General features: G+C 71.7%; 11 protein-coding genes. All 11 read left to right on the top strand.

Annotation, left to right across the window (positions count from 1 at the left end):
• The first annotated feature begins 10 nt into the window (after nucleotides 1–10).
• The 11 genes from IF20_RS05075 to IF20_RS05025 all read left to right on the top strand — a co-directional run bounded on the left by IF20_RS05075 (nucleotide 11) and on the right by IF20_RS05025 (nucleotide 15,154).
• Nucleotides 11–727: a hypothetical protein gene (locus tag IF20_RS05075; protein WP_199896495.1), complete on the top strand. Its 717-nt coding sequence runs from the start codon at nucleotides 11–13 to the stop codon at nucleotides 725–727.
• Entirely contained in the window at nucleotides 724–1,389 is a 666-nt protein-coding gene (locus tag IF20_RS05070) for a hypothetical protein (RefSeq protein ID WP_052863732.1), read from the top strand. Before IF20_RS05075 ends, IF20_RS05070 begins: the two co-directional genes overlap by 4 nt.
• Entirely contained in the window at nucleotides 1,386–1,772 is a 387-nt protein-coding gene (locus IF20_RS05065) for a hypothetical protein (RefSeq protein WP_052863731.1), read from the top strand. The genes IF20_RS05070 and IF20_RS05065 overlap by 4 nt, the downstream gene beginning before the upstream one ends.
• Nucleotides 1,765–2,907, top strand: coding sequence for a hypothetical protein (locus IF20_RS05060; protein ID WP_052863730.1), 1,143 nt, complete (start codon nucleotides 1,765–1,767; stop codon nucleotides 2,905–2,907). The genes IF20_RS05065 and IF20_RS05060 overlap by 8 nt, the downstream gene beginning before the upstream one ends.
• 36 nt (nucleotides 2,908–2,943) lie before the next feature.
• Entirely contained in the window at nucleotides 2,944–3,471 is a 528-nt protein-coding gene (locus tag IF20_RS05055; RefSeq protein ID WP_052863729.1) for a phage baseplate assembly protein V, read from the top strand.
• A gap of 23 nt (nucleotides 3,472–3,494) precedes the next feature.
• Complete coding sequence (locus IF20_RS05050; protein ID WP_234426507.1) at nucleotides 3,495–3,839, top strand: hypothetical protein; 345 nt, start codon at nucleotides 3,495–3,497, stop codon at nucleotides 3,837–3,839.
• Complete coding sequence (locus tag IF20_RS05045) at nucleotides 3,836–4,222, top strand: GPW/gp25 family protein (RefSeq protein WP_052863727.1); 387 nt, start codon at nucleotides 3,836–3,838, stop codon at nucleotides 4,220–4,222. Before IF20_RS05050 ends, IF20_RS05045 begins: the two co-directional genes overlap by 4 nt.
• On the top strand, nucleotides 4,219–7,422 hold the full coding sequence (locus IF20_RS05040; protein ID WP_052863726.1) for a putative baseplate assembly protein: 3,204 nt from the start codon (nucleotides 4,219–4,221) through the stop codon (nucleotides 7,420–7,422). Before IF20_RS05045 ends, IF20_RS05040 begins: the two co-directional genes overlap by 4 nt.
• Nucleotides 7,419–11,216, top strand: a complete 3,798-nt coding sequence (locus IF20_RS05035; RefSeq protein ID WP_052863725.1) for a putative baseplate assembly protein — start codon at nucleotides 7,419–7,421, stop codon at nucleotides 11,214–11,216. Before IF20_RS05040 ends, IF20_RS05035 begins: the two co-directional genes overlap by 4 nt.
• Before the next feature lie 40 nt (nucleotides 11,217–11,256).
• Nucleotides 11,257–13,440 carry a hypothetical protein gene (locus IF20_RS05030; RefSeq protein WP_052863724.1) on the top strand — a complete coding sequence of 728 codons (2,184 nt, stop codon included), beginning with the start codon at nucleotides 11,257–11,259 and terminating at the stop codon, nucleotides 13,438–13,440.
• Between the two features lie 91 nt (nucleotides 13,441–13,531).
• Nucleotides 13,532–15,154, top strand: coding sequence for a DUF6519 domain-containing protein (locus IF20_RS05025; RefSeq protein ID WP_052863723.1), 1,623 nt, complete (start codon nucleotides 13,532–13,534; stop codon nucleotides 15,152–15,154).
• Nucleotides 15,155–15,163: the final 9 nt, after the last annotated feature.

Genomic DNA, 15,163 nt, shown 5'->3' with positions numbered 1-15,163 from the left:
AGCGGAACCTATGCGCACTCCAACCGAAATCGAAAAACGCCTTTTGCAGGCGCAGCAGGAGATCCTGGACTGTTCCGAGATCGCAGTGGAGCGCTCGGTCACGGGGGATCTGGGCGAGACATTCACCGAAGCGCCGGCACTGTTCTCCTATCTGCCGGATTGGCAGGGTGTCCAACTCGGCAACCGACTCTGCGCAGGAAGCCCTCGCATCTCGGAACTCGCCAACTTCTGGCACTACGGGCAAGCATCCGATGCCACGAAGATTAGCGGCGAGTTCCGAGTGACTGACCTGTTCACCGCTCTCCTCAAGAATCCGCCCGACCTGGCGTGGTCCGGTTCCACAGACGAGGAGAGGGACTTCTTCACTCAGTGGCGGGTCATCGATGACACCCCGTTGTCCGCCATGGGCCAGCTCGCAGCCATCCGCATCCAGCCTGAGGTCGATCCCTTGGAGATCTGGTACTACGACATGGAGCTGACCAGCACCGAAACCCGGGCCCGGCAGTACGTCCCCCTTGATCTCACCTACATCGAGTACCTGGAGCAACTGGCAATCACCAAGGGCACGCTGGGATGGCAGTACCTCTTCACCGACGAAGTCATGCTCGGCCACCCCGACTTCGAAGATGTCAGAAATCAGCTGACAGCGATGCTTGAACTTTTCCCGCGGCTCTTTCCTGCCTGGGACTACACAGAGCTCACGCGACGCCTGGAGGCACGGCTGTGACCACCTACGCCGACATACCCAAGCCCATTCGTTCCGGCATTGTCATTGTTGATCCTGAGCGTGGCACCCCCCAGCGGATCATCGTGCTGCAGTTCAATCCCGACACGCTTGAGCGCTCCGTCGCGCCTCAAGCCGCCGGCGGCGAAGGCGGAGGCGGTGGTGGCGATAGCGGCGGGGACCGGAATGAGGCGCTGCGGCTTAAGGGGCCGGCGCAGGAGAGCTGGAAGTTCACTGCGGAGATCGACGCTACCGATCAGCTGGATGTCGCGGCGCCGGATGGGATTCATCCTCAGCTTGCCGTGCTGGAAATGCTTGTGCAGCCGACTACCGAGCAGTTGAGGGCGGCCAGCAAGCTCAGCAAGAAGGGGACTATTGAGATCAGTCCCATTGAGATGCCGCTCACGCTCTTCACTTGGGGGAGCAAGCGGGTGATGCCGGTCAGGTTGACGGAGTTGTCTGTTAACGAGTCGGCGTTTGACGTCAACCTCAATCCCATCAGGGCCTCGCTCTCCATCGGGATGAAGATTTTGACGGTGAGTGACCTGCCGGCTGGGCATCGGGGGGCGGAGCTCTACCTCGCGCACCTCGCGCAGAAGGAGCAGTTGGCTCGGCGGGCTCGGGCCGGGAGCTTGGCGCAGTTGGGGCTCGGGGGAGGGATCTGAGCGTGATCGAGCCGTATGAGAGTGCGTTGGACGATGTGCCGGGGGCTCACCCGTATCCCCGGAGTAGTCGGTACCACGATGTGGAGATCGGGGTGCATCGCGCGCCCGACGGTACCGAGGTGAAGTACGCCAAGCGGAGGCTGTTGCCGCCGCTTGAACGGGATGAAGACGAGACCGTGCCGCATGTCGTGAGTGATGGCGAGCGGGCCGATCAGCTGGGGCAGCGGTATTTCGGGGAGTCGGGGCAGTGGTGGCGGATTGCTGATGCCAATCCGGTGTTGGCGCCGAGTGAGTTGACGGACGAGCCGGGTGAGGAGATCGCCGTGCCGTTGCCCGGTGGGTTCGCCGGCGGGATGGGTGGGCCGGGGGTGCGGAATGGCTGATGACCTGCCGGTGGGGGGCGGACCCGTCCACGCATCGCTGTACATGGGGCCGAAGTTGGCGCGGCTGGTGCCTCAGGAGGTGATGGAGGCGCTGCTGTCCGCGCAGATCACCAGTACGGCGGGGGAGAGGAGCGGGTTTCAGCTCGCCTTCGACCTCACGAAGAGGGGCGCCATCGTCGACCGGTTGCTGCCGGAAGGGTTTTTCGATCCTAAGACGCGCGTCATCCTCACCGTGGCCGTGAAGGGGACGCCTGTCGTGTTGCTGGATGGGCTCATCGTGCGGCAGGAGGTGGGGGCCAGTAATCAGCCGGGCCAGACCACTCTCACCGTCACCGGGGAAGACCTCACGCTCCTCATGGACCTCGAAGAGCGGACAGATCGGTATCCCAACCTGGCGCCCTCGCAGCGGGTGGAGCGGATTCTCGGGAAGTACGCGGATTACGGGATCGATGCGCGGATCATTCGGGAGCAGGTGCCGCAGCCGCCGAGGGAACAGGCCCGGGTGGATTACCAGACGGGGACTGATCTGCAGTATGTGAATGATCTGGCGAGGGCGAACGGGTACACCTTTTACCTCGATCCGGGGCCGGTTCCGGGGCGGTCGACCGCGTTCTGGGGGCCCGAGCAGCGGCTCGGGCAGCGGCAGCATGCGTTGAACGTGAATATGGATGTGAATTCGACCGTTGATCAGCTGACCTTTGCCTACGACGGGACGGCGAGGGAAGAGCCGCAGGCTCGGGTGCAGGACCCGGTGACGCGGCGGGCGCCGTTGCTGGCGCAGCCGGACATCAGTCCGTTGCGGCCGCCGCTCGGGCGGCGGGCCTCGCCGGCGCTGAAGCGTAAGACCCTCACCGGTACCGCGAAGAAGGATGAGGCGCTGGCGAAGGCGGAGGCATTGGGGCGGGCTGCCACCAGTGCCGACGCCATCAGTGGGTCGGGGCAGTTGGACGTCAACCGGCATGGATATGTGTTGCGGCCGCGGGAGTTGGTCGGGGTGCGGGGCGCCGGTGTGACGTACGACGGGGATTACTACGTGAAGAGCGTGACGCACAATCTCCGGCCGGGTTCCTACCAGCAGAATTTCACGCTTTCGCGGGAGGGACTGATCGCCCGCAGCAACGTCGTCCGCCCGTGACATCCACTCGTACCACCCAGGAGAAAGACACCACACATGGCGCCAGCATCCAACAACCGCTTCCTCGGCAAGTTCCGGGGCCGGGTGGCGAGTAATGACGATCCGTTGCGGATGGGACGGATCACCGCCCATGTGCCGGATGTACTCGGTGATGAGGCGTCGACGTGGGCCATGCCGTGCTTTCCGTTCACGGGGGCGCAGGCGGGGCAGTACGTGATCCCGAGCGAGGGCGCGGGGGTGTGGATCGAGTTCGAGCAGGGGGATCCGAGTTTCCCGGTGTGGACGGGGTGTTGGTACGGGTCCGAGGCCGAGATGCCGGTCGATGCGCAGACCGGCGCGCGGGCCGGGGCCGAGCCGGTGGTCATCGAGACGCAGGGGCATCACAAGATCGTGCTGTCGGACGTGCCGGAGGAGGGGATTCTGCTCCAGGCACCCGGGGGTGCGTCCGTGCGGATCAACGCGTCGGGGGTTCATATCAACAACGGGCAGGGGGCGTCGGTCCTGCTCAAGGGAGACCAGGTCGACATCAACGAGGGCCGGCTCACCGTGCCCAAGAAGCGCTGACGGAGACGGGGGAGCAGGAAGACGTGGGGAACGGGAATCTCATGCACGGCGGTGCCGTGATCAGTTGTCCGCACGGCGGGCGGGCGGTGTCCACCGCGGCCGGCGGGAACGGCGTACGCATCGACGGTCTGCCTGCCGTCACCGCCGCCGATCTCTTCACGGTCAGCGGCTGCCCGCACTCCGTCGGCGGCCGGCCGCAGCCGTGTACCAGCGTCCGCTGGACCACGGCGGCGCGCAGTGACGACGTGACGATCGACGGGGTGCCGGTGCTGCTCGACACCTCGGCGGCGATGTGTTTCAGCGCCGGGCTGGTGCCGCAGGGCCCGCCGGTCGTGGCGCCCGTCCACCAGGGGGTGTCCAGCCGATGAGGGCTGTGAAGAAGGTACGTAGTGAGATCGCGTTTCCGTTTCGGGTGGACCGGCGGGGGCGGACGGGGCATGCCGACCACGACGCGCATGTACGGGATCTGATCGAGCAGTTGCTGTTCACGAGCCCGGGAGAGCGGGTCATGCGGCCGGACTTCGGGTGCGGGCTGCTGGACCTGGTGTTCACGCCGAACAGCCCGGAGCTGGCGTCGGCCGTCGAGCTGTCGGTGCAGGCCTCGTTGCAGCGGTGGCTGGGCGATCTGATCGACGTCGAAGCGCTGGACGTGGTGAGTGAGGAGAACGTCGTACGGGTCGAGCTGCGCTATGTGGTGCGCTCCACCGGGAGCCGGCGCGACGAGGTGTTCGAGGGGCGGGGCGAGATATGAGTGACCAGCAGCTCATCGGCGGTGAGCTGGTGTGCCGTACCGACCAGCGGCGCGGGCGGATCAGAGCCGCGCGGCTGAACGGCATCGATGGAGTCGAGGTCGCCGATGACGGGGTGACGCTGACCGTCACCTTCCTGGGGAAGGCGCCGCACGGGCTGCGCCCGGAGAACGTGCGCATCGACGGCGGGCGCCGGATCACGGGCCTGGAGGCGCTGGAGGTGTCCGTCGAGCGGGAGGAGGACCCCGAGCTCGACGACCGGCTGCATGTGGTGCTGGACCGGACCGGGGACACCTCGCGGTACCGGCTGTCGGTCGTGGAGACCGATCCGTACGGGCGGCCGGGGACGGAGCCGTACGAGGGGTTCGACCAGCGGTACTTCACCGCCGACTTCCGGTTCCGGACCGACTGCCCGAGCCCGTTCGACTGCGCCGAGCCCTCGCCTGACGACTGCCCCGACACCTTCGAGCCCGCGCCGGTCATCGACTACACCGCGCGGGACTACGACACGCTGCGGCAGCTGGTCCTGGACCGGCTGCGGCTGACCACGCCGGACTGGGTCGAGCGCAATCCGGCGGATCTGGGGATGACGCTGGTCGAGATGTTGGCGTACACCGCGGACCAGATCAGTTATCAGCAGGATGCGGTGGCTACGGAGGCGTATCTCGACACCGCGCGGCGGCGGGTGTCCGTACGCCGGCACGTGCGGCTGATCGACTACCCGATGCACGACGGGTGCAGCGCGCGGGCCTTCGTGTCCGTGGCGGTGGCCACCGATCTGGTACTGCTCCCGGGGACGTTCCGGTTCGCGGCGGTGGACTTCCGTACGTACGGGCCGCGGGACCGGCCCGAGATCGGGACGGTGATCGACGACCGGGACCTGGCCGTGCTGGACGAGCGCGGGTCGGTGGAGGTCTTCGAGCCGGTGTCGGACGCTCCCCTGCGGCTGCGACCGGAACACAACGCCATTCGGCTGTGGACCTGGGGGGATGAGGTCTGCGCGCTGTCGAAGGGCGCGACGGCGGCGACGCTGCGGGACGAGTGGGCGGACGAGGCCTGCGAGGCCCGTGCGCTGAAGCTTTCCCCCGGTGACCTTCTCCTCTTCGAGGAGGTGAAGGGGCCGCGTACCGGGACGCCCGGCGACCAGGACCCGACCCACCGGCAGGCCGTGCGGCTGACGTCCGTCACCCCGGCCGTCGACCAGCTCGACGGGCAGCCGGTGCTGGAGGTCACCTGGGCGCAGGAGGACGCGCTGACGTTCCCGCTGTGTCTCTCGACGCGGGGTGGGACGGACTGCGCGCCGGTCGAGGACGTGAGTGTGGCGCGCGGCAATGTGGTGCTCGTCGACCACGGCCGGTCGCTGGTCTTCGGCGAGGACCCGGAGGGGGTGCCGGAGACGGTGACCGTGCCGCCCGTACCGGCCGTGACCGGCTCCTGCGAGCCGCCGGCCTTCGGGTGTGCCGAGCACGAGGGCGACGGGAACGCCACCGCGCGGACGATCAACCATCTGATCGACAAGACGAAGCACCACCGGGCGTTGACCGTCGACGACATCCGCGAGCTGTTCGAGGTCGTGGGCGAGGAGGCGACCGCACGGGCCGGGCTCGGGCTGGAGCTGGCCGGGCAACGGCGCGAGAAGGTCGTGCCGGGGACGGTGTACGCGCAGGCCGAGGCGTTGCGCACGCTGCTGGCGCAGTCCGTGTACCCGGGCATCAGGGCGCGGTTCCGGCCCGTCCTGCACCACTCCCCCGTCGCCCGCACGGTGCCGTTCCCGCGCCCTGAGCTGGTGGCCGCCGGGCAGGCCGAGCGGCTGGCCGGGATCCGGGAGCGGGTGCGGGCGCGGCTGGTGGAGCTGTGGCGCAGCGCCCGGGACCACGACGGACTGTCGGAGGCGGAGATCGCGGAGCTGACGGTGGTGTTCGGGCTGCGCGTCCTGGAACACATCGAACTGCACCGGCATCCGGCACGGGCGCTGCGCGAGCTGCTGCACCGCGCCGACCGGCTGCTGGCCGCCAAGCTGCGCCGCCTTGAGGTGCTGACCGCGCGGGCGCGGGCCGGCACGGTGCTGGACGGGCGGATCGCCTGGGAGATCGCGCACAGCTGGGGCCCGGCGTACGCGGCGGGACTGCACCCGGACGAGCCGGTGCTGCACGGCCCGGCGGCCGCGCTGCTGCCGGACGCGCGGGCCGCGCTGCCGGCCGTACGGATCGAGGACGGCGAGCACACCTGGGAGACGCGCCGGGACCTGCTGAACAGCGGGCCGCGCGACCGGCACTTCGTGGGCGAGTGGGAGGACGACGGGCGGATCGCGCTGCGCTTCGGCGACGGCCGGTACGGCGCGCGCCCGGAGCCCGGCAGCCGGCTCACCCTGCACTACCGGCTGGGCGGTGGCACGGCGGGCAATGTGGGGGCCGAGGCCATCAACCATCTGGTGCTGAGCCGCCCTGCTGAGGATTCGGACGGCGGGGACCCGATGCCGGTGGCGGGGGTGCGCAATCCGCTGCCCGCCGTCGGGGGCGCCGAGCCGGAGCCCGTCGAGCAGGTGCGGCAGCTCGCGCCGCTGGACCTGAAGCGGACGCGTCGGCGGGCGGTCACCGCGGCGGACTACGCCGAGCTGGCGTCCGCGCTGCCCGGTGTGCAGCGGGCCGCGGCGGAAATCCGGTGGACCGGCAGCGGGCAGGAGGCGCACGTCGCGATCGACGCGGCGCGCACCGGAGAGCCCGCGCCCGAGCTGCTGGACTCGGTCGCGTACGCGCTGGAGAGCTACCGGCGCATCGGGCACGACCTGGTCGTGGAGCCGGCCCGCACGGTGCCGCTGGACATCGAGGTCGAGGTCTGCGCCGCGCCCGGCCATCAGCACGGCCGGATCCTCGCCGAGCTGACCCGCGTACTGGGCAACCGCCGGCTGCCCGGCGGACGGCTGGGCTTCTTCCACCCGGACGCGCTGACGTTCGGGGAGCCGGTGCGGCTGAGCCGTCTCACCGCGGTCGCCGCCGCCGTACCGGGCGTGGAGAGCGTACGGGTCACGCGGCTGCAGCGGCTCTCCCAACAGGAACACATCGACAACAGAGCGCTGGAGGACGGTGTGCTGCGGCTCGGCCCGCTGGAGATCGCCGTGTGCGACAACGACCCGGAGCGGCCGGAGAACGGCCGGCTGGTCATCGAACTCGGAGGCCTCGGAGAGCTCGGGGGTGCGCGATGAGCGCCACGTGCGGCTGCGGCTGCGGGGGCGGCAGCGACGAGCGGCGCGCCCCCGATGCCCTCTACAACCCGCCGGGGCGGAACGCCCTGGACTACCGCGTGGGTACCTACGGCACGTTCCTCGCCGGGATGCTGGACCGGCTGGCCTCGCCCGCCTATCCGGCGCTGCGCGGCCTGACCGTCCGTACGCCCGACGACCCGGCGATCGGGCTGCTGGACGCCTGGGCCGTGCTCGGTGACGTACTGACCTTCCACAGCGAGCGGATCGCGGACGAGGGGTATCTGCGGACCGCCAACGAGCACCGGTCGCTCGCGCTGCTCGGGCGGCTGGTCGGGCACCGGCCGCGGCCCGGCGTCGCGGCCGACACCCACCTCGCGTACACCCTGGACAAGGACCCGCGCGCCGAGGACGTGCCGGTCGTCATCCCGCGCGGGGCGCGCAGCCACAGCGTGCCGGCGTCGACGGGCGAGGAGTCGCAGACCTTCGAGACGACCGAGGACCTCACCGCGCGCTGGGCGTGGAACGAGCTGAAGGTCCGCAGGCGGCGGCCCGCGCTGCTCGTCCCCGAGGACCTGAAGACTCGGTCGGAGCTGTACGTCTCGGGCACGAACACCTCCCTGCAGACCGGCGACCAGCTGCTGTTCGACTTCGGCGGCAAGGAGCAGCAGTTGCTGCCGGTCGCCAAGGTGCGGATCGACCGGGAGGAGGACGTCACCGCTATCGGGCTGCAGCAGTCCGCGCCGCCCACGCTCAAGGAGCTGGTCGACGAGCTGAAGCAGTGGATCACCGAGCCGGAGGACGGCGGCGATCCGGACGATCCCGACGAGCCCGGCCCGCCCACCGCCGAGACGCCGAACCCGCGGCCGGTCAGCAAGCTGATCGAGACCTTCGACACCCAGGTGCTGGCGCCGCTGCGCAAGGACCTTGAGGGCGAGGCGGCCAAGACGCCTGCCGCGTTCGCCGAGCGCCTGGCGGGACCGCACGAGCGGCTGGCCGAGGCGCAGGTGCTCGCCGCGCCGTACGAGGCGGTCGCGGCCTGGTTCGAGCAGCTCGAAGCGGTGATCGGGGAACTCCGCGAGCGGGCCGAGGACTTGGAGCCCGCCCGGACCGTGCCGCCGTCGGAGCCGCAGCCGAAAAACGCGGGAGTCGGGGCCGGTGCCCCGCGACCCACGCCCGCGCTGCGCGTCCTGGACGCCGTGCTGCCCGCGCTCCGTACGAGCGTGGTGCGGCCCCCGTCCGGCGCGCGGGTCGTCTCGCGCGACCCCGGGCGGCTGTTCGCGCCCGGCTCGGACCTCACCGCGCGGCTGCTGTCCGCGCTGGACCCGCGGCTGTCCGACGGGATGTATACGGCGTGGCGGCAGGCCGCGCCGACGACGCCCGCCGCGCTCCGCGCACTGCTGGCGATGCGGGTGACGGCCGCGCCCTTCGGGGCCACCGCGCCGCTCAAGCCCGTGCAGGACGAGAAGGGCCGGGTGATCCGCACCTCGGACTGGCCGCTCACGGGCGGGGTGCTGACCAGTGTGCGGATCGTCTTCGACACGGCCGGCAAGGTGCCGGTGAAGGCGGAGTTCCAGCACGCCGAGACCGGCAGCTCCGTGCAGTACACGGAGAACCTGCCGTCGGAGAGCTCCTTCGACCTCGGGCCCGGCCGGGTCCAGGTGTCCACCCGCACCGGACAGGACCGCGATCTGAGCTGGCTGAGCCGCCGCCCGACCGAGTCCCAGGAGCCGGGGGTGACCATCCGGCTGCTGGCCGGGCTGCCCGAGCGGTCCCTGTTCGTGGCCCGCCCCGACGAGGACGGGAAGATCGAGGTCGCGGTCAACAACGGCGAGACCAGGACCTGGGACCTCGCGCCGGGCGACAAGCACCAGGTCCGGCACGGTGAGTACGAGGTGACCGTGCGGCGCACGCCGGGCAGCGAGCCGCCCGCCGTGGAGATCGGCATCGCCACCGTGCCCGAGCCCGCCAACCGCTACGTCCTGCCGCTGGACTCCGTACAGGACTCGATCACGGTCGGCAGCTGGGTGGCGATCCAGCGGCCCCGCAAGGGCGCCGAAGGTCCGGACGGCATCCCCGGCGACAAGAAGCTGGCGTTCGTCACCACCCGCGTGACGGCCGTGCGCACCGCCGCGTACACCAACTTCGGGATCACCGGGCGCGGTACGGAGCTGACGCTCGCCGACCCGTGGCTGGACGAGCACGACGTGTTGCTGTCGGCGATCCGGGACACCACCGTGCACGCGGGCGGTGAGCCGCTGCGCATGGCGGACGAGCCGCTGGGTGAGGACGTGCACGGCAACGAGCTGGAACTGGCCGACCTGTACGAGGGGTTGCGCCCCGGCCGGTACGTCGTGGTCTCCGGCGAGCGGACCGACATCCCCGGCTCGGCCGGGGTGCGCGGCACGGAGCTGGCAGTGATCGCCGCGGTGGACCAGGCGATGGACGGAGACCTGCCGGGCGATCACGTGCACACGGTCCTCACGCTCACCGCCGACCTCGCCTACCGGTACCGCCGCGACACCGTCCGTATCCAGGGCAACGTCGTCCCCGCCACCCACGGCGAGAGCCGGGACGAGCCGCTGGGCAGCGGCGACGCGGAGCAGACCAACCAGACCTTCGCGCTCTGGCAGTCCCCGCTCACCTGGCTGCCCGACGACAATCCGCTGGGCGCGGTGCCGGAGCTGGAGGTCCGGGTCGACGGGCTGCTCTGGCACCGGGTGGACAGCCTGGCCGGCCGCGGGCCGCGCGAGCGGGTGTACGTCCTGGGCGCTGCCGGGGACGGCCGGACGACGGTGACCTTCGGGGACGGTGTGCACGGCGCCCGGCTGCCCACCGGGCACGAGAACGTCCGGGCCCGCTACCGCTTCGGCACGGGCCGCGCCGCCAACGTCAAGGCCGGCCGCATCACCCAGGCGATCACCCGCCCGCTGGGCGTCACCGGCGTCACCAACCCGCAGCCGGCCACCGGCGGCGCGGACGCCGACGGCCCCGGGCTCACCCGCCGCACGGTCCCGCTCGCGGTCTCCGCGCTGGACCGGCTGGTCTCCCTCCCCGACTACGAGGACTTCGCGCGCTCCCGGGCCGGCATCGGCCGGGCAGCGGCGGCCGAACTGTACGACGGGCGGCGGCAGGTGCTGCACCTGACGGTGGCCGGCGTGGACGACAACCCCGTCGCGGCCGACGCCGAGGTGCTGCAGGCGCTGCGGTCCTCGCTGGCCGAGTACGGGGACGCCGCGCTGCCGGTCCGGGTCGACGTGCGCGAGCTGGTCCTGCTCCTGCTGGTCGCCCGGGTCAAGGTCGCGCCCGACCACACCTGGGCGGCGGTCGAGCCGCGGGTGCGGGCCGCGCTGCTGCGCCGGCTCGGCTACGAAGGGCGCGAACTGGGGCAGCCGGCCCGGCTGTCGGAGGTGCTGGCCACAGCGCAGGCCGTGCCCGGCGTGGACTACGTGGACGTGGACGCCTTCACCGGCGTACCGGCCTCCGCGACCCCCACCGACCTGGCAGGACTCGTCGACGAACTGTCCGGACCGCGAACCACGGTTCCGGCCCGCGGCGCCACGTACGACGAGCGCACCTACCGGGTCACCGACGACAAGGGCGAGTCGCTCAGCTCGATCGCGGGCCGCAACGGCATCTCGCTCGCCGAACTCCTGCGCCTGAACCCGGACATCACCGATACGCAGCCGCTGGCCAAGGGCCGCTCGGTGTACGTCTTCCGCGGCATCCGGCCGGCCCAGCTCGCGCTGTTCTCGCCGCAGGTCGCCGACACCATGATTCTGACGGAGGTCAAGTGAGGTCCGCCGACACCCTGACCACGACGACAGGGGGAAAGTGATGTCCAGGGAGCCGGACGGGCTCGCGGAGCTGCTCCCACAGTGGCACCGGCTGAGGGATGCGGAGAACGGCGAGCCGCTGCGCGCGCTGCTCGCCGTCATCGCCGAGCAGGTCGACCTCGTACGCGACGGGGTCGAGCAGCAGTACGACGACTGGTTCGTGGAGACGGCGGCCGAGTGGGTGCTGCCGTACCTGGGCGACCTGGTCGGCTACCGGCCGCTGCCCGGATACGAGCGGGTGCTGGCCACCGGCCTGAAGGACGGCGGGCTGCCGGACTCCTCGCGGCGGCGGCTGGCCGAAGCGCTGGCCCCGCGCCGCGACGTGGCGGCCACGGTCGCCAACCGCCGCCGCAAGGGCACCCTCGCACTGCTGGAGGAGCTGTCCGCCGAGGTGGCCGGGTGGCCGGCGCGGGCCGTGGAGTTCTCCCGGCTGCTCGCGCACGATCAGCCGGTGAAGCTGTACGGCTCGGGCACGGCGGCCGTCAACGGGCGGCGGGCAGCGCGCGGCCGGTCGATGGATGTCCGGGACTCGGCCGCGCTGGACCTGGCGGGCGGTCCCTTCGGGACGGTCGCGCGGACGGCCGACGTCCGCCGCGCCGACTCCCGGCGCCGGCAGGGCGGCCTCTCCCCCGCCGGGGTGGGCCTGTACGTGTGGCGGCTCAAGCCGTACTCGGTGACGCGGGCGCCCGCGTACTGCATCGACCGGGCCCGCAACCTCTACACCTTCTCCATCCTCGGCAACGACACCCCGCTGGTGACCAAGCCCGAGCCGGAGCCGTCGGCCACCCACATCGCGACCATCGACAACGTCCCGGCGTACGTCCGGCGGCGGCAGTTGCACGACCGGCTCGCCGACTACTACGGGCCCGGCAAGTCCTTCACGATCTGGCGGGACGGGCAGCACGAGCCGGTCGACCCCTCCGACATCGTGGTCACCGACCTCGCCGACTGGCGCTACCGGCCCAAGCGCGGCCAGGTGGCGGTCGACCCGGAGCTGGGCCGGATCGCCTTCGGCTCGCGCTCGGCGCCGCGCCAGGGCGTGTGGGTGACGTACCACTACGCCTTCGCCGACGACCTGGGCGGCGGCGAGTACCTGCGCGAGCGGGCGACCCCGGCGGGCGCGGCCGTGTACCGGGTCGGGCCCGGCCAGACGTACCAGCGGATCATGGACGCCTACGGGGACTGGCAGCACGACCGGCGGGCCGGGCGCTGCGGCCCCGACGGCATCATCGAGATCACCCACAGCGGCGCCTACCAGGAGCAGCTGGACTTCGACCTGGACCCGGGCGACCGCCTGGAGGTGCGCGCGGCCGAGGGCACGCGCCCGGTGATCCGGCTGCTGGACTGGTACAGCAACCGGCCCGACGCGCTGAACATCCGGGCGCGGGAGGAGGAGTGCGCGGCGGGTGACCGGCCGCGGATGGTGCTGGACGGACTGCTGATCACCGGCCGCGGCATCAACGTCCAGGGCCCGGTCGGCGCCCTGGCGCTGCGCCACTGCACCCTCGTCCCCGGCTGGTCGCTGGAGCCGGAGTGCCACCCGCACTCCCCCGACGAGCCCAGCCTCGTACTGGACCGGACGACCGCCTGCGTGGAGATCGACCGGACGATCCTCGGCACGATCGAGGTCATCGGCGACGAGGTGTCCACCGACCCGCTGCCGATCCACATCCGGGACAGCATCCTGGACGCGGCGGGCCACGACCGCGAGGCGCTGTCGGCTCCCGACTGCCGCCACGCGCACGCGGTCCTGCACGCGCACCGCACCACGGTGATCGGTGAAGTCCACGTGCACGCCGTGGAGATCGCGGAGAACTCGCTCTTCACCGGGCGGCTGCACGTCGCCCGGCGGCAGCTCGGCTGCATCCGGTACTCCTACGTCACGCCCGGCTCCCGCACGCCGCGCCGCTACCGCTGCCTGCCGGACCTCGTCGGTTCCGAGCAGGCCGGTGCCGTACGGCCGGTCTTCCGCAGCGAGCGGTACGGCACGCCCGCGTACGGGCAGCTCACCGCGCCGGGCGCGGACGGACCGGCCGGCGAGGGGTGCCGGCGGGCCGCGGAGGACGGCGCCGAGCTGGGCGCCTTCCACGACCTGTACCAGCCGCAGCGCGAGGACAGCCTGCGGGCGCGGCTCGCGGAGTACACACCGGCCGGCACGGATGCGGGGATCTTCTTCGTGACCTGACGCCACCACGGGGCGTCGACACCGCGCGTCCCCAGACGACTTACCGCCACGAGCTTCGACACGAGCTTCATCACGAGGGGGAACCCTTCACATGCACGCCGATCTCTCCCGCATCACCTTCCGGCCCGACGCCCGCTACTCCGCCGTCCTGGCCCAGCAGGGCCGCGTCCAGCTGGACGCGGACACCAATGAGCAGACCGCGATCCAGCTCTACCAGGCCCGGGTGACCGCCACCGACCTGATCGGGCAGCACGGCGGGCCGGCCGCCGACGCCGGCTTCAGGATCGACATGACCGGCGGCAGCCGCGAGCTGGACGACCTGTCCATCAGCCCGGGCCGCTACTACGTCGACGGCATCCTCGTCGAGGCGTACCGGCCGCAGCCGGGCGTCCCGGTGCCGGACCCGGCGGAGGCCGACACCAAGGACAACCACCCGGACGCCGCTGAGCAGCCCGCCGAGACGCCGACCACCTGGACGTACTGGGACCAGCCCGACGCCTACCGGGACGCGGAGCGCCCCGAGGACCGGCTGCCCACCCAATTCCCGTACCTGGCCTACCTGAAGGTGTGGGAACGCACCGTCACCGCGGCCGAGGACCCGGCGCTGCGCGAGGTCGCGCTCGGCGCCGCGCTGCCGGACACCGCGGCCCGGCTCAAGGTCGTCTGGCAGGTGCTGCCGCTGCCCGGCGGTGAGTTGGACATCGACGGCGACGAGACGAAGAAGGCCCCGGTCCGCGAGGCCTTCCGCGAGTGGGTGGCCGAGCAGCGCAAGGCCACCGCGCGGATCGCCGTGCGCAGCGAGCGCCCCGACCAGGCCGACGACGACCCCTGCCTGGTCAAGCCGGACGCCCGCTACCGCGGCCCGGAGAACCAGCTGTACCGGGTGGAGATCCACGACGGCGGCGCGGCCAAGGACGCCACCTTCAAGTGGTCCCGCGAGAACGGCTCGGTGACCTTCCCGGTGGACGGCCTGGACGGCACCTGGGTCGAGCTGGCGACGCTGGGCAACGACGACAAGCTGGACCTGGACGTCGGCGACCGGGTCGAGTTCGTGGACTCCGCGGTCGCGAGCCGGCTGGAGGCGCACCCGCTGCTGCGCGTGGAGGAACTGGACCTGCCCGGACGCCGGGTGCGGCTGTCGGAGGAGCCCCCGCAGCACGTCGGGCGGCGGCCCGAACTCCACCCGTATCTGCGCCGCTGGGACCACCGCGAGGGCGGCCGGGCCCAGGAGCGGCAGACGAAGAAGGGCGCGGCCGGGCGGCTGAGGAACGGCGCGGTGCGCGTCGAGGAGGGTGCCTGGCTGCCGCTGGAGGACGGCGTCGAGGTGTACTTCCAGGCCGGTGGCACCTACCGCACCGGTGACTTCTGGATCGTCCCGGCCCGTACCGCCACCGGCACCGTGGAGTGGCCGACGGACGCGGCCCGCCGCCCGCTGCTGCAGGCGCCGCTCGGACCGCAGGTGCACTACGCGCCGCTGGGCTGGGTGATGGGCGAGAAGACCGTGTCCGACCTGCGGCTGACGTTCAAGCCGCTGGCCGGCGAGGTCGCCGCGGCCAGCGACGAGGAGCTGGCGGCCGAGGAGGAAGCACGGGCTGCGGACGCCGCGGCCGAGGCGGAGAACGAGCCCGCCGACGTGGCGTCCGCCGGCCCGGCCCACGGCGCGGCGCTCCGCTCGCAGACGACGGCCGAGGCGGAGTCGCTGGCGGAGGAGTGACGCTGCCGG

It is taken from the genome of Streptomyces niger (genome assembly GCF_000718305.1).
Classification (GTDB): domain Bacteria; phylum Actinomycetota; class Actinomycetes; order Streptomycetales; family Streptomycetaceae; genus Streptomyces; species Streptomyces niger.
This window is presented reverse-complemented; position numbering and strand designations above follow the sequence as displayed.